Raw genomic sequence first — 23,927 nt, 5'->3', positions numbered from 1 at the left:
GGTGCGGTATGACCGCACTCGACACCCCCGCGCCAAGAACGGGACGGCGCCGGCGCCCGACGCCGCACGGTTACGAAGAATCGGTTCAGCAGCGGCAGCCCGACCCGCCGATCTACCGCGCGCTGCTGGCCCGCTGGGCCACCGACGGGCGCACCCTGCCGGGACGCCGCGACCCGGAGTGGTCCCGGGTCACGACGGCCCCCATCTGGCCGACGGGCCCGCTCTTCGAGGGGTGACCGGGCCGAGCTATCGGGACGGGGGAGGTGCCGTCGGGCCTCCCTCGCGAATCGTTCTCCAGATCGTGGCGAGCGCAAGGAGCTGCGCCAGGAAGAACGCCACCGAGGCGAGGCGCATCTGGTAGACGTACATGACGAGGCTGGCGTTGGTCGGCCAATAACGGCGTTCGCTCTGGAATGTCTGTACATCCATGACGAAGCCGGTGAATGTCATCACCGAAACGAAGGCAGCAATGGCACTGGTCGTGCCTTGCGCACCCTGTCCGATGGTCTCAACGATGACCCGATGGACCGCGACCGGGATGGCGAACGCGATCGCGACGCAGAACGCCTTGGTTGGCCCGTGACGACCGGGTAGATCACGCCACAGCGCTCCCAGGAAGAACCCTCCAGCCACCCAGGTGACATGCCAGAAGAGAATATCAAGGATAATCGAGAGGAAGCCGGAGGCATTATATGTGATAAAGACCCATGATTCACCGTGAACTGTTTCAGTCCAATACATCAGTGCGGTGGCTGGGAGACCGATGAAACAGGCGATGAGTGCGCTCCTGCAAGCGTTGCCCCACCATGTGGCCATAGGGCCGCACGCGAACGGCAGATCAACAGGCCGGACCCCTGCCGGCAGGCACCGGTCCATCCGATCGATTTCACGCTCGATTGACTCCTGCGCCAGGGTGCGATCGGAAGAGCTTCCCGCACTGAGGTGCTGGAGCTGGGACTGGAGCTCTCGAAAGTGGCGCGCCAGGCGCAGCACGTCCGATCGATCGGTCCGCGAGATGACCTTCCCGAGTGGATCATTGTCCGCAGACGGCTGCTCCAGTACGGACTTGGAGTACCCGAAGGCCAGGACACTCCAGGCCGCAACAAGGCCGAGAACCAAAGTGAGAATGTAACCCGAGAACCCGAAATACCAGCCGTAGCCGGGCACGACGGCAACAGCGAAGAGGACCACGAGCAGGAACTTCTCCGCCTGGTTGGGGGTAAATGAGTCATCCTCGCGCCGTTCGACCCGGCAGACGCGGAGCACCCCCACGAGGGCCATCGAGGTCAAGAATGAGGCGCCGGTCAACACTGCCTCAAGCGTATTGACGGCGAACCACGACCACCACCAGTCGTCGTAAGAGGCTGCCCATTGCATCCCGTATTCCGGCCACTCAGGGCCTGCGAGCCAGCTCGTGCGCTCCCAGTCGCGCTCAAAGGCGAGGTAGGACCAGAGGAGAGTTGATGCCGATACCACGAAGGACACGGACACCGTCACCCATTGCGGTAAGACCCTGTCCCCCATGAGCAGGACCCGCTGTCCAGCCGAAACGACTCCGAGGCAGCACACGAAAATGACCACAAAGTAGGCGAGTACGGCAATCAAGGCACCGGGAGAGGAAATTTGCGTGTCACTGTTGGGCAGCAGGGGTGATTCGGAAAGTTCGACCACGAAATAAGAGGCTGCCAGGCAGAAGGTCAGCGTGCACACGATGATGAGCAGACGTTTCCCTACCTTTCCAAAGAAACAGAGAACGATCCCGAGGAGCATCAGGGAAAACAGAAGGACCGCTGGCGTATAATCACGCTTCCACGACAGTCGGTGATTCAGGAAATCATAGACGTTATCGCCCATGTAGACGACCAGACCGAGAATGACCTGCAAGATCGCCCACGATTTCATCACCTTGAGCGACTCTTCCTCCTTCGGTCCCAGATTCTCCCCCAGACCTCCCCGAATCCGCCTGACAGAAATGAACAGAAGGGTGCTCGTGGCGATGTACCAGAACACGCCCGACGCACTATAGGAACCCAGATTTTCCCAGAACTGTCCGCGCGATACGGTAATGGCAGCCCAATGCTGCGGTGCAGGCGGGCGGAAATCGATCTTGAAAACACCACTGGGCTTCCTGTGCTGCCATCTCAGTACGGTGCCCTCTTCGCCGAAAGTCGGCGGAGGGGCGGCTGACAAAGCCCCAGGGCCGCCGAGTCGGACATGCACGTCATCCCACGTCGCGCCGGCCAGATTCCGGGGAGGCGTCAACTGGATTTTCCACTCGCTCTTTCCCGCCTCCAGCTGCCAGGGCCCGACGAGATACGTGCCGAGCACCTGCACCCAGTCGACAGCCTCGTAGTGAACGGTGATCCATTTTCCGTCGGCGTTCACCGTCAGCGGCTTCAAGCGCCACTCATCGTCATAGAATGTGTCTACGGAGACCTTTCCCAGCAGGCAGCGCAGCGCGAAGCGGTAGTGGCGTGAGTGCGTGTCCAGGAGCAGGTCGGAGGCACGCCCCCACGTAGCTGGAATCTTGATTTCCATCGTGCTGGTGAGCTTGCTGGAATCCCGGCCGCGGTGGTCGAATTTCGCCGATGCGGTGACCTTTGCTCCGCTGAGCTGATCGGGCCGGCAGGGGTCGGCCTGAGGGGCCTCGGCCGCGTGCGCGATGCCCATCCCCGTCAGCGCGGCGAAGAGAGCCGACAGAAGCGCGTGCAGCAAGAGCAGCGTGGAGCGTCTGAGACGGATCACCGCCCCAGCATCCTCCTTATCGATCCCCCGCTGCTCAAGGCAGCACGGCAGAGCCTGCTCAGGTCCACCCTGACAGCCGAGCGGCCCGGCTGGGGCGGCAGACCACTACGAGCAGCGGCCTGACCGCCCCAGGGGGTGTCCGGCGGCGGGTCAGAACGCGCTGCCGGTGGTCAGCTCCTTCGAGTTCGGCACCTGGTGAACGGGCGCGGGGGCGGCTCGGCGGCCCTCGACGATCCAGCCGTATGCCCACTCGGCGGACATCAGGGCGCCCTCCTGCCAGCCGGGCACGGCGGAGATCTGATCACCGATGACGAAGAAGTTGCCCTGGCCCTGCGGGTAGAGAAGCGTCGAGTACCACTTCTTGTGGTCGGGGTTGTCCGGCCGCCAGTCGGCCCAGGCTCCGAGCTGATAGGGAATCTTGTTCCAGGCGATCGACATGCCCAACTCGTCCGGCACGATGGTGTTGCTGGCGAACTCGAAGTGCAGCTTCGCGGCCGCCGCGCGGGCCACGCTCAGCCGCTCCCCGTGGGGGCGGTCGCCGAGGGTGGTCCCGTCGGCGTAGGAGGCGTAGGCGCCGGTCAAGGTGCCCTTGTTGGCCGGTGCGAGGTAGTCGTTGGACGGGTACCAGATCTGGTTGATCTCGTGGTCGACCCAGCTGATGCCACCGTAGATCTGGTACCGCTCCGATTCCCAGAACCGCTGATTGGCCTGCCAGCCGACCTTGCACGAAGGTGCGAACGGAGTGTTCTTGACGGCTGTGACGAAGTCGCCGGGAAAGTTCCGCAGGGCGACCTTCTCGCGCAGCACCGATGCCGGGATGTTGCTCAAGCAGTAGTCGTACCGGTCGACATGGCTGGAGCCGCCCCGGTCGGTCCAGCCGACCAGCACGCCCTCGCCGTCCAGTTGGACGCTGGAGACCGGCGCGTTGAACTTGATCGTGCCGGCCGGCAGTGCCGCCGCGGCCAGGCGCCAGATCGTGTCCATACCGCCGACGGGCTGGAACATTGTGCTCTGCCAGTGCAGATCGCTGTCCTGGTAGAAGCGGTTTCTCCAGAACTCACTCGTCAGCAGGTCCTTGAGCAGCAGCGGATTGATCGGCTCCTCCATCTGCCGGACGTCGATCGGCTTGGCCAGACCGGACCGCGTGGAACCGAAGTACGTGCGGGTGGCCGGGTCGAGCTTGCCGAATTCGACCAGGAGCCGGAGGAACTGCTCGCGCTGCACGGGATTCAGCCCGTCGCCGGCCTGGGTTCCCTTCTGCACCGCCGCCGCGGCGATCTCGGCGACGTAGCCGCGGGTGTCGTTGGCGATGTGCCGGTTGGGACGGGGTGCTCCCTGCCATGCCCTGCCGGTCTGGTAGAGGTTGGCCGTGGTCGTGTGGATGTACGGCTCCAGCGGAACCCTGAGCTTGCGGCACAGGTTCAGTACCCGCTGGTGGTGATGGGGGATGCGGCCGGCGCCGAGATTCAGGTAGAGGCCCTGATCGAACCGGCAGGTCTGGGTGCGGACCGAGCCGTCCTGCCAGACCTCGGTGACCTTGTCGCCGGGGCGCGCGGTGAGCGTACGGCCGCCCACGCGGTCCAATGCCTCCAGGACGGTCACCTGATACCCGGCCTGCGTGAACTTGAGCGCGGCCGTCAGACCCGCGGGGCCGGCACCGAGAATGGCCACGCTCTTGCCGACGCGCCCCCGCCTCCCGGACTTCGGCCTCGGCAGGCCCCCGGTGTCGGCCCAGGCCGGTGCGGCTCCGGTCATGACTTGGAACAGTGACGCCGAAGCGGCGGCACCTCCTGCCATGCCCAGGAACTTCCTGCGTGACGTGCCCTCGTCCGGCTGCTCCATCGATCTGTCCTCCACAGACGCCCACCAGTTACGTACGGTGATGGGATATCACAGAGAGTTATCGAGGGGCGAGGCATATGCCGATGACCCATCAGCACGTCACCCTTCCGAGCGCATCCGGAAGCCGACCGAGTGAGCCCGGTCCACGCCGCGTTGACGTAGTCGGTCGGGGCCGGGCTCATCTCCGGAGCGACCGGTTCGGTCAGCGCGTCTCCGGGCCGGCCAGGTGGCGGGCGATGACCATGCGCTGGATCTGGTTGGTGCCCTCCACGATCTGGAGCACCTTCGCCTCCCGCATCAGCCGCTCCACCGGGAAGTCCGCGGTGTAGCCGTAGCCGCCGAGGATCTGGACGGCGTCCGTGGTGACGGCCATCGCCGCGTCGGTGCAGAACAGCTTCGCCATCGCCGCCTGCCGGGAGAACGGCTTGCCCGCGTCCCGCAGCCGCGCCGCCGCGAGGTACAGCGCGCGGCCCGCCTCGATCTTGGTGGCCATGTCGGCCAGCATGAAGCGCAGGCCCTGGAAGTCCGCGATGGGGTGGCCGAACTGCTTGCGGTCCAGCGCGTAGGTCACCGCCTCGTCCAGTGCCGCCTGGGCGACACCGACGGCGCAGGCCGCGATGCCGAGGCGGCCCGCGTCCAGCGCGGCCAGGGCGATGGTGAAGCCCTGGCCCTCCTCTCCGATGCGGCGCGAGTCCGGGACGCGGACGCCGTCGAAGTGCAGCTGGGCGGTGGGCGAGCCCTTCATGCCCATCTTCTTCTCGGGGACGGCCGCCGACAGCCCCTCCGCGTCGCCGGGGACCAGGAAGGCCGTGATGCCCTTGGGACCCTGCGCGCCGGTGCGGGCCAGGACGGTGTAGAAGTCGGCGACGCCGCCGTGGGTGATCCAGGCCTTGGTGCCGGTGATGACCCATTCGTCACCCTCGCGCACCGCCTTGGTGGTCAGCGAGGCCGCGTCGGAGCCGGAGGCCGGCTCGGACAGGCAGTACGCGCCGAGCAGGCCGCCGCCGAGCATCGCGGGCAGGTGGGCGGCCTGCTGCTCCTTGCTGCCGTAGCCGGCCAGGCCGTGGCAGGACAGCGAGTGCACGCTGACGCCGAGCCCGACGGTCAGACGGGCCGCCGCGAGTTCCTCCAGGACCTGGAGGTAGACCTCGTACGGCTGCTCACCGCCGCCGAATTCCCCGGCGTACGGGAGGCCGAGCAGACCGGCCTCCGAGAGCAGCGTGAAGATCTCCCGGGGGAAGCGTCCTGCGTCCTCCTCCTCGGCGGCCCGGGGGCGGATTTCCCGCTGGGCGATCTCACGTACGAGGGCGAGGAGGTCCCGGGACTCCTCGGTGGGCAGCTGACGGTCCACCGGCTGCGGGGCGCGGTCGGTCATGGCGGCGCTCTCCTCCCTGATCGGGCACGGCGGCGGCGCGTCAGGTGTGGGACGCGACGCCGGGTCTCGGTACTGTCACAGCCGATGCTGCCCTTTCGGATCACGAAAGGGGCTGACCAGCGGCTGCGGCGGCTTGAGTATGCCCGATCAGGGGCCTCACGTCACCGGGGCAAGATCACCGAGCTGATCGAATGGCTCTTCGACAAGGGCGACAAGGGGCGGAGGCGGACACTCCGGTACGAATTCCCCGATGACCGTCAGCGTCGTCCGCAGCTGGCGTACCAGCAGCGCCCCCAGCAGGCCCCGGTCGGGCTGCCGCTCCGCCCCTTCCTCTTCTTCCGCTTCTTCCGCGTCGTCGGCGGCGGCGAGGGCTCCGATCCATTCCAGGGTCACGCCCTCGACCGCGGAGAGCCAGCCCACGAGCGCGAGCCGGGCGACCGGCGGGATCACGCGCCGCCCGTACGCGCCTTCGGCGATGGTGGCGAGGAGCTCCTCGCGGACGGCGTCCCGGATGGCGAGGACCTCGGCGTCGCAGCCGACGCCGCCGGTGACGATGGTGCGGTACGCGGCCTGGTGATGCTCGGCGTACTGGAGATACCCATCGATGGTGCGGCGGACCCGCTCGGCGTTGGGGAGCTCCGCGTCCCCGCCGGCGCGGGCGACGAGATCGGCGACCGAGTCCTCGACGATGGCGAGGTAGTAGCCGCGCTTGCTCTTGAAGTAGTAGTAGATCAGCCCCTTGGCGACGCCGGCCTGCTTGGCGATGTCGTCCATGGAGAGCGCGTCGTACGAGGTGTCGGCGAACAGCTTCCGCCCGATCGCTATGAGTTCGGCCCTGCGAACCTGCGAACGCCCGGTCGTACCGCGCTGTTGACTATGATTCAAATTCGGCCCTAGCCTCGAACTGCCACAGGATGGCGGAAGTATGGCAGACCTGCGGACCGAGCTCTTTCGCGGTAGATGACGATGCTCACTCGCGTCGCGCGTCACGCCGCCGGGCCCCGGCCGTCTCGCGGTCGGGGCCCGGCGCGCTCGGTGTCAGCGAGAGCGGCTTTCGCGGCCCGCCATGGCCGCCATGGCCAGGGCGAGCAGCAGGGCGACACCGCCGGTGATGACGTTGCTGACCACCGTACGGGTCGTGTCGACGTTGCCGGCGATGACCCACGGAGCCACGATCGTCCAGGCTCCGAGGCCGACCGCCGTCCAGGCCATCGCGTGGGTGCGTTCGTACGCGGAGCCGAGTCCGCTCATGCACACGCAGTACGCCAGGCCGGCGATCAGGTTGTTGATGGCCAGCGAGCTGAGGCCGCTGAACCCCGCGATCCACGGAGAGGCCGCCAGGTACAGGCCCGTGATCAGAGCCAATGCCTCTACGGCCTGCGCGGCGGGGGTGATGGTGACCCGCTCGAACCTCGACCTCATTTCGGCGAGGTCGGGGTGGGTCTCGATGCTGTGAGTGGTCATGGTGGGCCGCCTCCACATAGGAACCTTTATATGCCCCTTATGCCCCATATTCCATCCGGCATGCCGTGCGGTCAACGCCGGTTCGGCCCACTCCTCACAGCACGCCGACCGCCTTCAGCGCGCCGATCTGGGTGAGGCTCGGGCGGGCCGGGGCGTAGAGGTAGCAGATGCCCCCGCTGCCCGAGACGACCTTGCCGGAGGTGCCCAGGCGCTTGGTGCGCAGCCAGACGGTCTCCCACTCCGCGCGCTTGTAGACGCGGCGTACGGCGGGGTTGTCGGCCGAGTTGGGGTCGTTGGCGATCACGTCGCCCGCCTCGGTGAAGCCGATGACGGTCATCAGGTGCCCGGCCGTGCCGTAGCCCGCGCCGGTGAGCTCCTCGCGGCGGAAGGACTGGGAGGTGATGGCCGGGATGCCGGCCTGGACCAGGGTCTCCAGGTCGCGGAGTGAGCCGAGCCGGGTGACGACGCCCGCCAGGCCGGGGTAGGTGGCGGCGTAGGCGGCGTTGAAGGGCCAGTTGCCGCAGCCCTTGTAGGCGGCGTCGTAAGTGGAGCGGGCCGCGTGGCAGACCTGCGGGTCCCGGTACGCGGGGTCGACCCAGGCCAGGGCCTTCCCGTCGGGCTTCCCGCCCCAGTACTCGATGATCATCTGGGAGGAGGTGGGGCTGCACCAGGCCTCGCCGCCGTTGTCGTACTGGGGGTACTGGCCCTTGTGGGTCTCCTGCGAGTAGCGCGGGACGTTGAGCTCCACCGCGCGGCCGGACGGCGTGGAGGCGGGGACGGTGAACCGGTCCGGGACGTCGGAGAGCATGGCTCCGGCCAGCCAGACCACCGGGCCGTCGTTGGCACCGCCGTTGGTGCCGGGCCTGCGGTAGAGCGTCAGGCGCAGCTGCCAGTCCTTGATCCGGAGGCCGCTCGCGGGGTTGTCCACGGCCAGCGTGTCGGTCCAGACGGTGGTCCTGCCGTCGGACTGGCCGTTCACGGAGGTGCGGCGGATGTCCTCGTCTCCGGCGGCCCAGCGGCCCATCACGTACCAGGGGCTGGCGGTGCCGTCGGTGTAGGTGCCGCGCAGCTCGATCCGGATCCAGGTGCCGGCCGGGGTGCGGGCGTTCCAGGAGGCGATGGCCTCGGTGCCGGGCACGGCGGAGCGGTGCACCGGCGAGGTCCAGGCGGCGTACTCCCAGGTGCTCTTCTTTCCGGTGTGCGGGTCCTGGTACTCGGTGCGGCCGGCCGGGGTCCCGATCGCGAGGCCGGGGCGCGGGCCGCCGGAGGCGGTGGTGCCGTCGTGGGTTCCGGCCTGCCAGTGGTGGTGCGCGAACCAGAACCGGTTGTCCACCGTCGCACCGGAGGCGGCGGCGGGCGGTACCGGTGCGGGCTCGGCGGACACAGCGGGCACTGCGGGCACGGCGTCGGGGGCGGCGGTGGCGGCGGGGACACCGGCCGCCGAGGCCCTGCCGCCGGGAACGGTGGCCGCGGTGGCGGCCGCGAGTGCGACGGCCAGCAGGGCCCGGCGTGGTGTGGCTGCGGTCATCGGCTTGGCCCCCCTGGGGTCGGTGCGGTGGATCGGCTGCTCCACCCTTTCAGTTCCCGGCGGCCGGACGCCGAAGCCACGGGCCCGCGTCGGGGTGACGCTGCCGCCTATCCGGCCCTGATCCACCGGGCACCCCCTAGGCTGGCCGGGTGGAGTCACAGCAGTCCCTTGAGCCTCGCCGGTCTCTGGAGCGGCTGGCGCGCGAGATCGCCGCCCTGCCCCCCTCGCTCGGCCCCGTCCGGCTGATCGGCATCGACGGGCACGCCGGTTCCGGCAAGAGCACGTTCGCGGAACGGCTGGCCGAGGCGCTCGGGGACGTCCTGCTGACGGGGGTGCCGGTGCTGCACCTCGACGACGTGGCCACCCATGAGGAGCTGTTCGGCTGGCAGGAGCGGCTGCGCGCGCAGGTGCTGGAGCCGCTCGCCGCCGGGCGGCCCGCGCGCTGGGCCCCGTACGACTGGGTGGAGCGCCGCTTCGGTCCGGAGCGGCTGCTGGAGCCGGCGCCGGTGCTGCTCGTCGAGGGAGTCGGAGCCGGGCGGCGGGCGCTGCGCCCGTATCTGGCGCGGCTGCTGTGGATGGAGACGCCGCGCGCGAAGTCCTGGGGGCGTGGGCGAAACCGGGACGGGCGGGAACTTTCCGACTTCTGGGACGGATGGGAGCGCGCGGAGCGCGCGCACTTCTCGGACGACCCTTCGCGCCCCTTCGCCGACACGCTGGTACGCCAGAGCGGTACGGGATACGAGTGGTCTTCCGGGGCGGGTGCGACGGCTGGAACCTCCGCTTCCGTCACCGAGGGTGACGGGCTCCCCCAGGCCTGAACCGGCTCGGCCGTTCGCTCGCGCGGGCCTGCTCCGACCCGCTTGACCCGGGGCCCGCAACAGCCTTACGTTCTCAATGCACGGTCCGCAAGGGCCGCAGCGGATGCGAAGCCCCCGATTGTTCCCCCGTGATCGGGGGCTTCCTTCTGTCCTCACCCCGCCTCGGCACCACTGCCACACGCGTCGGTCCCCCCGGATCTTCACCCAGCGTCACCGTCCGCCCTCGGCGGGCCGATCGACCGCGACCACCGCACCCTACGTAAGGTGCGTAACCGCAGGTACGATGCAGCCCTGATTTCATCGGCGCAGGAAACAACTCGCGGGCGCGACGCGGGGGTTGCCGCGCACCACGGGGGCAGGCTTGTGGGGGACGTGATGAACTTCGGCACTCCGGGCAGCACACACGCCCCGGCCGAACTCGCCTGGCTGCGCGGGGTCGACGCCTGCACCATGGGCGCCTATCCGCAGGCCGAGGAGGAGTTCCGGGCGGCCGTACGGCTCGATCCCGCGATGGCCGACGCATGGCTGGGCCTGCACGCGCTCCGGGTGGACACCACCAACGCCTTATTGCGCATGTACGCCCACCGGGACCGGTTCGGGGAACAGCGGGCCCGCCACCGGCGCACGCTGAACTCCTGGTACTGGCTCGGCTGGTGGGTGCAGCCGGTGTTGGAGAGCCGGCGGGACCTGCTGCTGGCCCACGCCTCGCACTGGCTGGACGGCCGCCACGTGCCGGAGCTGGACCAGGCGCTGGCCGCCCTGCCGCCCGTGGACGCCGATCCGCAGGTGCGGTTCCTGCACGCCTGCCGGGCCTACCTGGTCAAGGACTGGGAGCAGCTGGTCCGGCACACCGAAACGCTGGTGGACGATCCGCTGCTCGGCATCGAGGCGGGCCTGTTCGGCGGGATGGCCCGGGTCCGGCTGGAGATGTACGGGCAGGCGGAGCCGCTGCTGTCGACGGCGCTGATGCGCTGCCGCAGCGAGCAGCCGCAGCGCAAGGAACTGCGGTACTGGCTGGCCCGGGCCCATGAGGGCACCGGGCGCAGTGCGGCGGCGCTTCCGCTGTACCGGGCCGTGCACCGGGTGGATCCGGCGTTCATGGACACGGCGGCGCGGCTGACGGCGATCGCCGACAGCGACGACTTCGAGGGCTACGCGGGTTTCGGCGGGCACTCCGCCGAGGGGCTCGCCGGTCATGGCCTGTCCCCGCTCGCCGGGGACTTCGCGGCGGTGGCGCTGGGCGGCGGCGGGGGCGGCGGTCCCGCCCAGGACGTCGCGGCGGACGGCCAGCTGGACGGCGACCCCCTGTCGGGTCCGGACCCGCTCGACCAGCGCTTCGCGCCGCCGACCGGCGCGGACCGGCTGGAGGGCGTACGGCGGAAGGCGTCCGTACCGCCGCAGGCCTTCCCGCCGGGGCTGCCGGCGGGCCCGGCCGATCCGGACGCCCTCGCCGAGGCGCTCGCGGAGCTGGAGCGGATGGTGGGCCTGGAGCCCGTCAAGCGTCAGGTGAAGGCGCTGTCCGCGCAGCTGCACATGGCCCGGCTGCGCGCCGGACAGGGGCTGCCGGTGCAGCCGCCGAAACGCCACTTCGTGTTCTCCGGGCCCTCCGGCACGGGCAAGACCACGGTGGCGCGGATCCTGGGGCGGGTCTTCTACGCGCTCGGGCTGCTCGGCGGGGACCATCTGGTGGAGGCCCAACGCGCGGACTTGGTCGGGGAGTTCCTCGGGCAGACCGCCGTGAAGGCCAATGAGCTGATCGATTCGGCGATCGGCGGGGTGCTGTTCGTGGACGAGGCGTACAGCCTCTCCAACTCCGGCTACAGCAAGGGCGACGCGTACGGCGACGAGGCCCTGCAGGTGCTGCTGAAGCGGGCGGAGGACAACCGGGACCACCTGGTGGTGATCCTGGCGGGCTACCCGGCCGGGATGGACCGGCTGCTGGCCGCCAATCCGGGGCTGTCCTCGCGCTTCACCACCCGGGTGGACTTCCCGAGCTACCGGCCGCTGGAGCTGACCGCGATCGGCGGCGTGCTCGCGGACGCGAACGGGGACCGCTGGGACGAGGAGGCCCTGGACGAGCTGCGCAGCATCAGCGGGCACGTCGTCGAGCAGGGCTGGATCGACGAGCTCGGCAACGGCCGGTTCCTGCGGACGCTGTACGAGAAGAGCTGCGCGTACCGGGATCTCAGGCTGGCCGGGTTCGCGGGGGATCCGTCGCGGGACGACCTGGCGACGCTGCGGCTGGCGGACCTGATGCAGGCGTACGGGGAGGTCCTGTCGGGCCGTGGGCCGCAGGACCGGCCGGACGCGGGGGCGCCGCCGTAGCCTGCCGGCCCGCTGCGCGGGGCTCCCGGGCTCTGCCCGGACCCGCGCCTCAAACGCCGGCGGGGCTGGATTTGGCCGACGTAGGCTTCGAAGTGCGCGAAGCGCAACTCTGGGCTCGGCGGGCTGGATTGCCCGCAGGGCAATCCAGCCTCGCCGGCGTTTGAGGCGCGGGGTCCGGGGCGGAGCCCCGGCAGCGGCGTCGCAGACAGGCTACACGCGGCCCACCGTTACGCGGTGCGCGGGGTCGCGGACCTCGCCCACCAGCATTTCCAGGACGTCCTCCATGGCCACCAGGCCGAGGATCCGGCCAGCCGGGTCGGCGACCTGGGCCAGGTGGGTGGCGTCCCGGCGCATGACGCTCAGCGCGTCGTCCAGCGGGAGCGTCGCGCACAGGGTGGTCATGCGGCGCCAGACCCGCTGGGGCACGGCCCGCTCCCGGTCCTCCAGGTCCAGGACGTCCTTCACGTGCAGGTAGCCCATGAAGGCGCCGCCGTCGGAGCGGACGGGGAAGCGGGAGTACCCGGTGCGGACGGTGAGCTGCTCGATCTGGCGCGGGGTGGCCGAGGGGCCGACCGTGACCAGCCGGTCCCGGGCGAGGAGGACGTCGGTGACCGGGCGGCTGCCCAGTTCCAGGGCGTCCTCCAGGCGCTCCTGCTCGACCGGCTCCAGGAGCCCGGCCTGCCGGGAGTCCTTGAGCAGCCGGCCGAGCTGGGCGCTGGTGTAGACGGCCTCGACCTCGTCCTTGGGCTCGACCTTGAAGAGGCGGAGCACCAGGGTGGCGCAGGCGCCGAGCGCGGTCGTGATCGGCCCGCAGACACGGGCGAAGGCGACCAGGCCGGGGCTGAACCACAGGGCGGTCTTCTCGGGGGCGGCCATGGCGAGGTTCTTCGGGACCATCTCGCCGATGACCAGGTGCAGGAAGACCACGGCGGCGAGCGCGAAGGCGTAGCCGAGGGGGTGGATCAGGCCCTCGGGCACGTGGACGGCGTGGAAGACGGGTTCCAGCAGCTGGGCCACGGTGGGTTCGGCGACGGCTCCCAGGGTGAGTGAGCAGACGGTGATGCCGAACTGGGCGGCGGCCATCATCCGGGGCAGGTTCTCCAGGCCGTACAGCACCTGGCGGGCCCGCGTGGAGCCGGCCGCGAGGGGCTCGATCTGGCTGCGGCGGACGGAGACGAGGGCGAACTCGGCGCCGACGAAGAAACCGTTGGCCAGGACCAGGAGCAGGGCGAAGAGGAGCTGGAGGGCGTTCACCGGCCCACCGCTTCCAGCTGGGCGGGCGCGGGCACGGCGGCGGCGCGCAGGACGTCGGCGGGCACCGTGTCGCCGGGCACCGCGTCGGCGGCCGCCGTACGGACCAGCCGGACCCGTTCGGCGCGGTAGCGGCCGACCTGGCGGACGGACAGCTTCCAGCCGGGCAGTTCGGCGCGGTCCCCGGGGGCGGGGATCCGGCCGAGCAGGTCGGCGACGAGGCCGGCGACCGTCTCGTAGGGGCCTTCGGGCACCTCAAGGCCTATCCGGCGCAGGGTCTGGACGCGGCAGCTGCCGTCGGCCTCCCAGGAGGGACGGCCGTCCTCGGCGGGTACGGCGGCCAGCTCGGGGCTGTCGTCCTCCGCGAGGTCGTGCTCGTCGCGGACCTCGCCGACGAGTTCCTCCACGATGTCCTCCAGGGTGACCACGCCGGCGGTGCCGCCGTATTCGTCGACGACCACGGCCATCGGCTGTTCGCTGCGCAGCCGCTCCAGCAGCGGCTGCACCGGCAGGGAGCCGGGCACCAGCAGCGGGGCGACGCAGATCCGCGCCACGGTGGTGCGGCCGCGCTCGGACTCGGGCACGGCGAGGGCGTCCTTGAGGTGGACGACGCCGGTGACCTCGTCGATGCGGTCGCGGTAGACGGGGAAGCGGGACAGGCCGGTGGCCCGGGTCAGGTTGAGCACGTCGGCCGCGGTGGCCGTGTGCTGGAGGGCGCTGACCTTCACCCGGGGGGTCATGACGTGCTGGGCCGTGAGCTCGCCCAGCGAGAGGGTCCGGACGAAGAGGTCGGCGGTGTCCTGTTCCAGGGCGCCGGCCTGGGCCGAATGGCGGACCAGGGAGACCAGTTCGCCGGGGGTGCGTGCGGAGGCCATCTCGTCGGTCGGCTCCACGCCGAGCGCCCGTACGAGCCGGTTGGCGACGGCGTTGAGGCCGGCGATGACCGGGCGGAAGGCGCGGGAGAAGGCGTTCTGCGGGCCGGCCACGAAGCGGGCGACCTGGAGCGGCCGGGAGACAGCCCAGTTCTTCGGGACGAGTTCCCCGACGACCATCTGGAGGGCGGAGGCGAGCAGCATGCCGATGACGACGGCCGCGCCGGAGACGGCTCCCCGGGGGAGACCGGTCGCGGCGAGCGGCACGGACAGCAGTCCGGCGAGGGCCGGTTCGGCGAGCATGCCGACCACGAGGGAGGTGATGGTGATGCCGAGCTGGGTGCCGGAGAGCTGGAAGGACAGCTCCCGCAGGGCCTTGACCACCGTACGGGCACGGCGGTCACCGTCGGCTGCGGCGCGTTCGGCCTCGGGTCTCTCGACGGTGACGAGGCCGAATTCGGCTGCCACGAAGAAACCGTTGGCCAGGATCAGGGCGAAGGCCGCCAGGAGCAGGAGTAGCGGGATGATCATGCCGCCGCCTCCGTGGGGAGGGCGGCGCGGGTATAACCGGACGATCCGTCCATTGCTGGAAGGAGTCACTCCTCAAGTAGCAGGTACCCACGGGGCCACGGGGCCCGGGGCCGGTGGGAGGGCGCACGGCTGCGTCCCGCCACCAGGGTAGTCATTGAGATCGCGGCCGCAATGGGACGCAGCGACGAGGGTGGGGCGGGCTCAGTGGTCGTTCGACCCGGTTCCCCGGGATTCGGCGAGGGCGCGCAGGGCGCGGGCGTCGCCGATCGCCTGGGCCTTGGCCACTCCCGGCTGGATGCCGAGGACGGGCAGGCTGGTGCCGTCGCTGAGGTCGAGGAAGACCCACGGGTCGCCGGGGCGGAGATTGACCCGCAGGATCTGCGCCCACTCCAGGCGGCGGGTGGTCGTCAGGTTGACGACGGTGATCCCGGTCTCGTCCGCGACCACCTTGGGGCGGCTGAGCAGGACGAGTACGGAGGTCAGCAGGACGGCGGTGAAGATGAAGCTGATCCGCTCGCCCGGGCTGAGGTTCTCCAGGAGCAGGGCGATCGCCGTGATGGTGGCGAACATGGCGGAGCCGACGCCCAGCAGGACCGCCCGGGTGCGGGTCGGCCGGAAGGTGACCGGCAGGGCGGGCGGTGCGGGCTGGGCGGCGGACTCGGCCATGGTGCGTGCCTTCTGGAGGTGGCGTACGGGTCAGGGGGCGTGCTGCCCCGACAGGGCGGGGCCCAAGCGGTCCCCGAGACCGCTCAGAGGCGGCAGGCGTGGATCGAGGTGGTGAGGATCGCGCGCGCGCCGAGCTCGTACAGGTCGTCCATGATCCGCTGGGCCTCCTTGGCGGGGACCATCGCGCGGACGGCGACCCAGCCCTCGTTGTGCAGAGGGGAGATGGTCGGCGACTCCAGGCCCGGGGTGAGGGCGACCGCGCGCTCCAGGTGCTCGGCGCGGCAGTCGTAGTCCATCATCACGTAGCTGCGGGCCACCAGGACGCCCTGGAGGCGGCGCAGGAACTGCTGGACCTGGGGGTGCTCGGCTTCGGCGCCGTTGCCCCGGATGACGACGGCCTCGGAGGTGAGGATCGGCTCGCCGATGACCTCCAGGCCGGCGTTGCGCAGGCTGGTGCCGGTCTCGACGACGTCGGCGATGATCTGGGCGACGCCGAGCTGGATGGCGGTCTCGACCGCGCCGTCGAGGTGGACGACGGAGGCGTCGATCCCCTTCTCGGCGAGGTGCTTGGCGACGATTCCCTCGTACGAGGTCGCGATGGTCATCCCGTGGAAGTCCTCGGGGCCCTTCGCGGTGCCGGGGATGGTCGCGTAGCGGAAGGTGGAGCGGCCGAAGTTCAGCGGCAGGATCTCCTCGGCGCTGGCGCCGGAGTCGAGCAGCAGGTCGCGGCCGGTGATGCCGATGTCGAGCTTGCCCGAGGAGACGTAGATCGCGATGTCCTTGGGGCGGAGGTAGAAGAACTCCACCTCGTTCTCGGGGTCGACGACCACGAGCTCCTTGGACTCCTTGCGCATCCGGTAACCGGCCTCATGGAGCATCGCCGACGCCGGTCCGGAGAGTGAACCCTTGTTGGGGACGGCGATGCGCAGCATGGGGCTTCCTTTGGTGCGTGGGTTACGTGATGACGGGCGGGGTGTGCGTGCCTGGGCTCAGAGGTGCGCGTAGACGTCGTCGAGGGAGATCCCGCGCGCCACCATCATCACCTGGACGTGGTAGAGCAGCTGGGAGATCTCCTCGGCGGCGGCGTCCTTGCTCTCGTACTCGGCGGCCATCCAGACCTCGGCGGCCTCCTCGACGACCTTCTTGCCGATGGCATGGACGCCCTTGTGGACGAGTTCGGCGGTGCGGGAGGTGCTGGGGTCGCCGTCGGCGGCCTTGAGCTGGAGCTCGGTGAAGAGCTCTTCGAAGCTCTTGGAGGGTTTGTTCGCCATGATGGTCCTCAGAATACGGGGTAGCCCGTCGCCACTCAGCGCCAGGGTTCGCTGACGGTCCGCAGGGTCATGGCGGTGGAGACGGCGGCGGTGACCGCTTCGTGCCCCTTGTCCTCGTTCGACCCCTCAAGCCCGGCGCGGTCCAGCGCCTGCTCGTCGTTGTCGCAGGTCAGGACACCGAAGCCGACGGGGACTCCGGTGTCGATCGACACCTGTACCAGGCCCTGGGTGACGCCCTGGCAGACGTAGTCGAAGTGCGGGGTGCCGCCGCGGATGACCACACCGAGGGCGACGATGGCATCGTAACCGCGACCGGCGAGTACCTTCGCCACCACGGGCAGCTCGAAGCTGCCGGGGACGCGCAGCAGGGTGGGCTCGTCGATGCCGAGCTCGTGCAGGGCCCGCAGGGCTCCGTCGACCAGCCCGTCCATGACCTTCTCGTGCCACTGGGCCGCGATCACGGCGACCCGGAGGTCGCCGCAGTTCTTCACGCTCAGTTCGGGTGCGCCCTTGCCGCTCACAACTCTGCTCCTCGGTGTGTTACGTGTGTCTTGGTCGTTTGTGGTGCTCGGTCTGGTCTTACTGGTTGCCACAGGCTGATGTGGTCGCGGCCGCGTCCAGCCAGGGCAGGTCGTGGCCCATCCGGTCCCGCTTCGTGCGCAGGTACCGCAGATTGTGCTCGCCCGCCTCGACCGGCATCGGCTCCCGGCCGGCGACCGCGATGCCGTGGCGGATCAGGGCCGCGGACTTCTCGGGGTTGTTGGTCAGCAGCCGGACGCTGTGCACGCCGAGGTCGGTGAGGATCTGCGCGCCGGCGCCGTAGTCGCGGGCGTCGGCGGGCAGGCCCAGCTCCAGGTTGGCGTCCAGCGTGTCGCGGCCGCGCTCCTGGAGTTCGTACGCGCGCATTTTGGACAGCAGTCCGATGCCTCGGCCCTCGTGGCCGCGCAGGTAGACGACCACGCCGCGGCCCTCGGCCTTGATGCGGGCCATGGAGGCGTGCAGCTGGGGGCCGCAGTCGCAGCGCAGGGAGTGGAAGATGTCGCCGGTCAGGCATTCGGAGTGCATGCGGACCAGGACGTCCGCGCCGTCGCCGATCTCGCCGTGGACGAGGGCGATGTGCTCGACCCCGTCGACCGTGGAGCGGTACCCGTACGCCGTGAAGGCGCCGTGGGCGGTCGGCAGGCTGACCTCGGCCTCGCGGCGCACGGTCGGCTCGCTGGAGCGGCGGTAGGCGATCAGGTCCTCGATGGAGATGATCGTCAGGCCGTGCTTGCGGGCGAACGGGATCAGCTCGGGCAGGCGCAGCATGACGCCGTCCTCGCCGGCGATCTCCACGATGGCGCCCGCCGGGCGCAGGCCGGCGAGGCGGGCGAGATCGACGGCGGCCTCGGTGTGGCCGTTGCGGACCAGGACGCCGCCGGCCTTGGCGCGCAGCGGGAAGATGTGGCCGGGGCGGACGAAGTCGGAGGGCTGGGAGGCCCCGTCGGCGAGCAGCCGCAGCGTGGTGGCGCGGTCGGCGGCGGAGATGCCGGTGCTGACGCCGTGGGCGGCGCTCGCGTCGACGGAGACGGTGAAGGCGGTCTTCATCGACTCGGTGTTGTTCTGGACCATCTGGGGGAGTTCGAGCCGCTCCAGCTCGGGGCCCTCCATGGGGGCGCAGATCAGGCCGCGGCACTCGCTCATCATGAACGCGATGATCTCGGGGGTGGCCTTCTCGGCCGCGATGACGAGGTCGCCCTCGTTCTCGCGGTCCTCGTCGTCGACGACGACGACCGGGCGGCCGGCCGCGATGTCGCGGATGGCCTGCTCGACCGGGTCGAGGCGGAAGGTGTCCTCGGCGGCGGTGTCGGGCACGTCGGGCACGGGCTTGAGGATGGTCATGCCGTTGCTCCTTCGAGGGCCGTGGCGGGGGTGGTGCGCGAGCGCTGGTACCAGTCGTATGCGCCCCACAGGACGAGCGCGAAGTAGACGACGTACACGAGGCCGGAGAAGGCCAGTCCGCCGTTGAAGGCGAGGGGGACGCCGACCAGGTCGACGAGGAGCCAGGCGAACCAGAACTCGACGAGGCCGCGGGCCTGGGCGACCATCGCGACGATCGTGCCGACGAAGATGTAGGCGTCGGCCCACGGGCTCCAGGACAGGTCGGGGTAGAGGGTGAACAGCCCGCCGACCGCGAGGGTGCCGACGGCCGCGCCGGCCAGGAGCAGCCCGCGTTCCGTCCAGGTGGCGGTGCGTACGGCGATGGAGCCGTCCTGGGCCTGCTGCCTGCCCCGGGCCCAGGCGCGCCAGCCCCAGACGGCCACGCCGATGACCAGGAGCTGCTTGCCGACGCCGCCGGAGAGGTGGGCGGAGGCGTAGGCGGCGATGAGGATGAGGCCGGAGACGAGCTGGGCGGGCCAGGTCCATATGGAGCGGCGCCAGCCGAGGGCGAGGGCGGCCAGGCCCATCAGGTTGCCGATCATGTCGGACCAGATGACCTTCTGGCCGAAGACCGTGAAGGCCTCCGTGTTGAGCCAGGACAGGGCACTCACCGGTCCGTCTCCTTCAGGGGGTTCACGCCGGCGGCCAGCAGGCGCTCGACGTACTTCGCGAGGACGTCCACCTCCAGGTTGACCGGTTCGCCGGGCTGCTTGAGGCCGAGCGTGGTCAGCGCGAGGGTGGTGGGGATGAGGCTGATGGTGAAGTAGTCGGCCGCCGCCTCGACCACGGTGAGGCTGACGCCGTCGACGGTGATGGAGCCCTTCTCGACGACGTACCGCGACAGGTGCGACGGGAGCGCGACCTTGACGATCTCCCAGTGTTCCGAGGGGGTACGGGAGAGGATCTCGCCGGTGCCGTCCACGTGTCCCTGGACCAGGTGGCCGCCGAGCCGTCCGCCGAGGGCCATCGGGCGTTCCAGGTTGACCCGGGAGCCCTGGTGGAGGGCGCCGAGGCTGGAGCGGTTCAGGGTCTCCTGCATGACGTCGGCCGTGAACTCGCCGTCGGCGGTCTCCACGACGGTCAGGCACACGCCGTTGACGGCGATGGAGTCGCCGTGCTTGGCGCCGTCGGTGACGACGGGGCCGCGCAGGCGGAAGCGGGAGGCCTCAGCGAGCTGCTCGACGGCGGTGACCTCGCCCAGTTCTTCGACGATTCCGGTGAACACTCAGTGCTCCTTGGGGGCGGTGGTGGGGACGGCGGTGGCGGGTACAGCGGTGATGGGGACTGCGGTGATGCGGAGATCGGTGCCGACGCGGACGGCCTCGGTGATGTCGAGGCGCACGGCGTGGGCGATGTTCGTGATGCCGGCGTCGGCGAGGGCCGCGGGGCCCGCGCCGAGGAGTGCCGGTGCGAGGTAGCCGATGACGCGGTCGACGGCCCCGGCTTCGAGGAAGGCGCCCGCGAGGGTGGGGCCGCCCTCCAGGAACACGGAGCGCACCCCGCGCTCGTACAGCCGGGAGAGGAGGTCATGCACGGCGATGCGGCCGTCGTGCAGGGGCAGCCGGAGCAGGTCGACGCCCGGCAGGTGCCGGGCGTCGGCGGTCTCGCCGACGACGAGCAGGGTGGGCGCGGCGTCGTCCAGGACGCGGGCGGTCGGCGGCAGGCCGGCGCGCGTGTCCAGCGCGATGCGCAGCGGCTGGGTGGCACCTTCGACGCCGCGTACGGCCAGGTGCGGGTCGTCGGCGCGCAGGGTGCCGCCGCCGACGAGGACGGCGTCGGCCTCGGCGCGCAGCCGGTGGACGTCGGCGCGGGACTCGGGGGAGGTGATCCAGCGGCTACTGCCGTCGGCGGCGGCGCTGCGGCCGTCGAGGGTGGCGGCGTACTTCCACGTCACGTGGGGGCGGCCCAGGCGCACGGAGGTCAGCCAGGCGATGTTGCCCGCTTCGGCCTCGGCCTCCAGGAACCCGCCCTCGGCCGCGATCCCGGCGGCGCGCAGGGTGCCGCCGCCGCCGGTGGCCTGCGGGTTCGGGTCGGAGACGGCGTAGACCACGCGGGTGACGCCGGCCTCGATGAGGGCGCGGGCGCAGGGGCCCGTACGGCCGGTGTGGTTGCAGGGTTCCAGGGTGACGTAGGCGGTGCCGCCGCGGGCCGCGTCCCCTGCCGCGCGCAGGGCGTGGACCTCGGCGTGCGGGCCGCCGGCCCGCTGGTGCCAGCCCTCGCCCACGATGGCGCCGGCGGCGTCGGTGATGACGCAGCCGACGACGGGGTTGGGGCTGGTGGAGCCGAGTCCGCGGGCCGCGAGCTCGATGGCTCGGCGCATGGCGGTGGCGTGGGTGTCGGGTGCTGCGTGCGCGGCGTGTGTCGCCACCGGGTCCTCCTGCCTCATCGGGCACGGACTCCGGGGCCTGTCGGGATACGACAGTGAAGCGGGACATCACACACGGGGACGCCGAGGCCGGACAACGCGGCCCGATCGGGCGTCTCCCGAGGGATACGCCGATGAACCGCCGACGGCGGCGTACCGGTGACTGGCCCGCCGCGCACTGCCTCCCATCCGGACTTTAACCGTCGGTCCAGGAATTTCACCTGGTCAACCGGCCGCTGGCTGCGGACGGGTCGCGGACTATAACCGCCGGTTCGGAATTACACCGACCCCGGAGTGCGCTGCTACTGGTACTAGGGCCAGTGTGCCACGGGCGATCGGCGGCCATGCGAGCGATGCGCTGTGGCCTGACTCACAACGGGGGATTCCGGGGCGATCTTGTCAAGTCGGCGGGCTTTGGTCCAGACCTATTGACTGGCTGGTCTAGTCCTCTTAACGTTCCCTTCACCCTCCCCGGGAGACAGCCCGTCAGATGTGCGCACGTCACGGGCCAACAAGCGTCACCTGTCCGCATGTTGTGTCCTGCCATCCTCCCCTCCCCAGGAGGCACAATGCTGTCCCCCACACGTACGAGAGCGATGCTCCTGGCATCCGGCGCCGCAATCGCCGGACTGCTGGTGGGCGGGCTCTCGGCGGGCGTCTCCCACGCCGCCGACAACGAGAACTGTCGCCCCGACGGTCTGTACAGAACGGCCGGTGTGGACGTCCCGTACTGCTCGGTCTACGACTCGGAGGGCCGCGAGAAGATGGGCGCGGACCACCAGCGCCGCGTCATCGGCTACTTCACCGGCTGGCGCACCGGCAAGGACGGTACGCCCGCCTACCTCGCCAACAACATCCCGTGGTCCAAGGTCACCCACCTGAACTACGCCTTCGCGCACGTCGGCGCCGACAACAGGATCTCGGTCGGCGCGGACAACGCGAACAACGCGGCCACCGGGATGACCTGGCCGGGTGTCGCGGGCGCCGAGATGGACCCCGCGCTCCCCTACAAGGGCCACTTCAACCAGCTGACCAAATTCAAGAAGCAGTACCCGAATGTGAAGACCCTGATCTCGGTGGGCGGCTGGGCCGAGACCGGCGGCTACTTCGGTGACGACGGCAACCGCGTCGCCTCCGGCGGCTTCTACTCGATGGCCACCAACGCCGACGGCTCGGTCAACCAGGCCGGCATCGACACCTTCGCGGACTCCTCGGTCGAGTTCATCCGCACGTACGGCTTCAACGGCGTCGACATCGACTACGAGTACCCGACCACCATGAAGGACGCGGGCAACCCGCTGGACTGGCAGCTGTCCAACGCCCGCCGCGCCGGCCTGGTCCAGGGCTACGCCGCCCTGATGAAGTCGCTGCGCGAGAAGCTCGACCGCGCGGGCGCCGCCGACGGCAAGCACTACCTGCTCTCCGTCGCCGCCCCCTCCTCCGGCTACCTGCTGCGGGGCATGGAGACGTTCCAGATGCAGAAGTACCTGGACTACGTCAACATCATGTCCTACGACCTGCACGGCGCCTGGAACGAGTACGTCGGCCCGAACGCCTCGCTCTTCGACGACGGCAAGGACGCCGAACTCGCGGCCGCCGGCGTCTACTCCACCTCCCAGTACGGCGGCATCGGCTACCTCAACACGGACTGGGCGTACCACTACTTCCGCGGCTCCATGCCCGGCGGCCGCATCAACATCGGCCTGCCGTACTACACCCGCGGCTTCAAGAACGTGCAGGGCGGCACGGACGGCCTGTGGGGCAAGGCTCCCGCGACCACCTGCCCGGCCGGCGCGGGCCTGACCAAGTGCGGCGACGGCGCGGTCGGCATCGACAACCTGTGGCACGACAAGGACACCAACGGGGTCGAGTCCCCGGCGGGCTCCAACCCGATGTGGCACGCCAAGAACCTGGAGAAGGGCGTCGTCGGCGACTACGTCACCCGGTACGGGTTCCCGGCGAACACCACTCTGACCGGTACGTACGCCCGCAAGTACGACTCCACGCTGGTGGCGCCGTGGCTGTGGAACGCGCAGAAGAAGGTCTTCCTCTCGACGGAGGACGAGCAGTCGGTGAGCGCCAAGGCCGACTACGTGGTGAACAAGGGCATCGGCGGCACGATGGTCTGGGAGCTGGCGGGCGACTACGCCTACAACTCCGCCAAGGGCCAGTACGAGGCGGGCGACACGCTCACCACGACGATGTACGAGAAGTTCAAGGCGGCTCCGCCGTACGGCGCGAAGAAGTCCGACGCCGCGCTGCCCACCCAGGCCGTGGACATCAAGACGGAGTTCACCGAGTTCAAGCTGGGCGACTCCAACTACCCGATCACCCCGAAGCTCAAGATCACCAACAATACGAAGGCCACGCTGCCCGGCGGCACCGAGTTCCAGTTCGACTACGGGACCTCGGCCCCCGACAACGCCTCGGACCAGTCCGGCTTCGGTACGAAGGTGATCAGCGCCGGCCACACCGGCGCCAACGTCGGCGGCCTGAAGGGCGACTTCCAGCGGGTCTCCCTGAAGCTGCCGGCCTGGCAGACGCTGGCCCCGGGCGCCTCGGTGGACCTGGCGTTCAACTACTACCTGCCGGTCTCCACACCCTCCAACTGGACGGTGAACATCTCCGGCACCACCTATGCCCTCGCCGGGGACCTGGCGCGCGGCACCACGGTGACGGAGCCCGGCGGCACGCAGCCGCCGACCACCCCGCCGACCACTCCCCCGACCACGCCTCCGGGCGGGACGTGCACCAACCCGGCGTACGTGGCGGGCACCGTCTACAACAGCGGGAACCTCGTCTCGCACGAGGGCCACAACTGGAAGGCCCAGTGGTGGACGCAGAACGAGGAGCCCGGCACCACCGGCGAGTGGGGCGTCTGGAAGGACCAGGGCGCCTGCTGACAGGACGATGAGGACCCGGTGGCCCGGCGGCCACCGGGTCCTCGTGCGTTC

At 70.2% G+C, this 23,927-nt stretch carries 20 protein-coding genes and 1 riboswitch; of the genes, 4 read left to right on the top strand and 16 right to left on the bottom strand.

The window, feature by feature from the left end:
- The first annotated feature begins 8 nt into the window (after positions 1–8).
- Positions 9–236, top strand: a complete 228-nt coding sequence (locus MTF65_RS27385) for a hypothetical protein (protein ID WP_243631649.1) — start codon at positions 9–11, stop codon at positions 234–236.
- Positions 237–246: 10 nt separating this feature from the next.
- Here the strand turns inward: MTF65_RS27385 and MTF65_RS27380 are convergent, their stop codons facing one another.
- The 6 genes from MTF65_RS27380 to MTF65_RS27355 all read right to left on the bottom strand — a co-directional run bounded on the left by MTF65_RS27380 (position 247) and on the right by MTF65_RS27355 (position 8,954).
- Positions 247–2,745: a DUF6185 family protein gene (locus tag MTF65_RS27380; RefSeq protein WP_243631648.1), complete on the bottom strand. Its 2,499-nt coding sequence runs from the start codon at positions 2,743–2,745 to the stop codon at positions 247–249.
- Between the two features lie 150 nt (positions 2,746–2,895).
- Positions 2,896–4,500, bottom strand: a complete 1,605-nt coding sequence (locus tag MTF65_RS27375) for an FAD-dependent oxidoreductase (protein ID WP_243631647.1) — start codon at positions 4,498–4,500, stop codon at positions 2,896–2,898.
- 289 nt (positions 4,501–4,789) lie between these two features.
- A complete protein-coding gene (locus MTF65_RS27370; RefSeq protein WP_243631646.1) occupies positions 4,790–5,962 on the bottom strand; it encodes an acyl-CoA dehydrogenase family protein in 1,173 nt (390 codons plus the stop codon).
- A 156-nt stretch (positions 5,963–6,118) separates the two neighbouring features.
- Positions 6,119–6,847, bottom strand: coding sequence for a TetR/AcrR family transcriptional regulator (locus MTF65_RS27365; protein WP_243631645.1), 729 nt, complete (start codon positions 6,845–6,847; stop codon positions 6,119–6,121).
- Between the two features lie 153 nt (positions 6,848–7,000).
- On the bottom strand, positions 7,001–7,426 hold the full coding sequence (locus tag MTF65_RS27360) for an SPW repeat protein (protein ID WP_243631644.1): 426 nt from the start codon (positions 7,424–7,426) through the stop codon (positions 7,001–7,003).
- A 94-nt stretch (positions 7,427–7,520) separates the two neighbouring features.
- Positions 7,521–8,954 carry a peptidase C39 family protein gene (locus MTF65_RS27355; RefSeq protein WP_243631643.1) on the bottom strand — a complete coding sequence of 478 codons (1,434 nt, stop codon included), beginning with the start codon at positions 8,952–8,954 and terminating at the stop codon, positions 7,521–7,523.
- A 149-nt stretch (positions 8,955–9,103) separates the two neighbouring features.
- On the opposite strand from MTF65_RS27355, the gene MTF65_RS27350 reads away from it, so the two are divergent.
- Together MTF65_RS27350 and MTF65_RS27345 are read left to right on the top strand one after the other, a co-directional pair.
- Complete coding sequence (locus tag MTF65_RS27350) at positions 9,104–9,772, top strand: uridine kinase (RefSeq protein WP_243631642.1); 669 nt, start codon at positions 9,104–9,106, stop codon at positions 9,770–9,772.
- A gap of 375 nt (positions 9,773–10,147) precedes the next feature.
- Positions 10,148–12,097: an AAA family ATPase gene (locus tag MTF65_RS27345; protein WP_243631641.1), complete on the top strand. Its 1,950-nt coding sequence runs from the start codon at positions 10,148–10,150 to the stop codon at positions 12,095–12,097.
- A 210-nt stretch (positions 12,098–12,307) separates the two neighbouring features.
- Here the strand turns inward: MTF65_RS27345 and MTF65_RS27340 are convergent, their stop codons facing one another.
- From MTF65_RS27340 to ribD, 10 genes are all read right to left on the bottom strand, one after another.
- On the bottom strand, positions 12,308–13,351 hold the full coding sequence (locus tag MTF65_RS27340) for a hemolysin family protein (RefSeq protein WP_243631640.1): 1,044 nt from the start codon (positions 13,349–13,351) through the stop codon (positions 12,308–12,310).
- Entirely contained in the window at positions 13,348–14,751 is a 1,404-nt protein-coding gene (locus MTF65_RS27335; protein WP_243631639.1) for a hemolysin family protein, read from the bottom strand. The genes MTF65_RS27340 and MTF65_RS27335 overlap by 4 nt, the downstream gene beginning before the upstream one ends.
- Before the next feature lie 201 nt (positions 14,752–14,952).
- Positions 14,953–15,417 (bottom strand): PH domain-containing protein, encoded by a 465-nt coding sequence (locus MTF65_RS27330; protein ID WP_243631638.1) that lies wholly within the window; start codon positions 15,415–15,417, stop codon positions 14,953–14,955.
- Positions 15,418–15,500: 83 nt separating this feature from the next.
- Positions 15,501–16,349, bottom strand: a complete 849-nt coding sequence (gene hisG / locus MTF65_RS27325) for an ATP phosphoribosyltransferase (RefSeq protein WP_243631637.1) — start codon at positions 16,347–16,349, stop codon at positions 15,501–15,503.
- Between the two features lie 57 nt (positions 16,350–16,406).
- On the bottom strand, positions 16,407–16,688 hold the full coding sequence (locus MTF65_RS27320; RefSeq protein ID WP_243631636.1) for a phosphoribosyl-ATP diphosphatase: 282 nt from the start codon (positions 16,686–16,688) through the stop codon (positions 16,407–16,409).
- A gap of 35 nt (positions 16,689–16,723) precedes the next feature.
- Positions 16,724–17,209, bottom strand: coding sequence for a 6,7-dimethyl-8-ribityllumazine synthase (gene ribH / locus MTF65_RS27315; RefSeq protein WP_007262951.1), 486 nt, complete (start codon positions 17,207–17,209; stop codon positions 16,724–16,726).
- 58 nt (positions 17,210–17,267) lie between these two features.
- Entirely contained in the window at positions 17,268–18,569 is a 1,302-nt protein-coding gene (locus tag MTF65_RS27310) for a bifunctional 3,4-dihydroxy-2-butanone-4-phosphate synthase/GTP cyclohydrolase II (RefSeq protein WP_243631635.1), read from the bottom strand.
- Positions 18,566–19,219, bottom strand: coding sequence for a nicotinamide mononucleotide transporter family protein (locus tag MTF65_RS27305; protein ID WP_243631634.1), 654 nt, complete (start codon positions 19,217–19,219; stop codon positions 18,566–18,568). Before MTF65_RS27305 ends, MTF65_RS27310 begins: the two co-directional genes overlap by 4 nt.
- On the bottom strand, positions 19,216–19,833 hold the full coding sequence (locus MTF65_RS27300) for a riboflavin synthase (RefSeq protein ID WP_243631633.1): 618 nt from the start codon (positions 19,831–19,833) through the stop codon (positions 19,216–19,218). The genes MTF65_RS27305 and MTF65_RS27300 overlap by 4 nt, the downstream gene beginning before the upstream one ends.
- Entirely contained in the window at positions 19,834–20,994 is a 1,161-nt protein-coding gene (gene ribD, locus MTF65_RS27295) for a bifunctional diaminohydroxyphosphoribosylaminopyrimidine deaminase/5-amino-6-(5-phosphoribosylamino)uracil reductase RibD (protein ID WP_243631632.1), read from the bottom strand.
- 150 nt (positions 20,995–21,144) lie between these two features.
- A riboswitch (FMN riboswitch) is annotated at positions 21,145–21,275 on the bottom strand.
- Between the two features lie 267 nt (positions 21,276–21,542).
- Between ribD and MTF65_RS27290 the strand changes: the two genes are divergently transcribed.
- Positions 21,543–23,876 (top strand): chitinase C-terminal domain-containing protein, encoded by a 2,334-nt coding sequence (locus MTF65_RS27290; RefSeq protein ID WP_243631631.1) that lies wholly within the window; start codon positions 21,543–21,545, stop codon positions 23,874–23,876.
- Positions 23,877–23,927: the final 51 nt, after the last annotated feature.

Source organism: Streptomyces sp. APSN-46.1 (genome assembly GCF_022815725.1).
Lineage (GTDB): Bacteria > Actinomycetota > Actinomycetes > Streptomycetales > Streptomycetaceae > Streptomyces.
The sequence above is the reverse complement of the archived record's forward strand: the minus strand, read 5'-3'. Positions and strand labels throughout refer to the sequence as shown.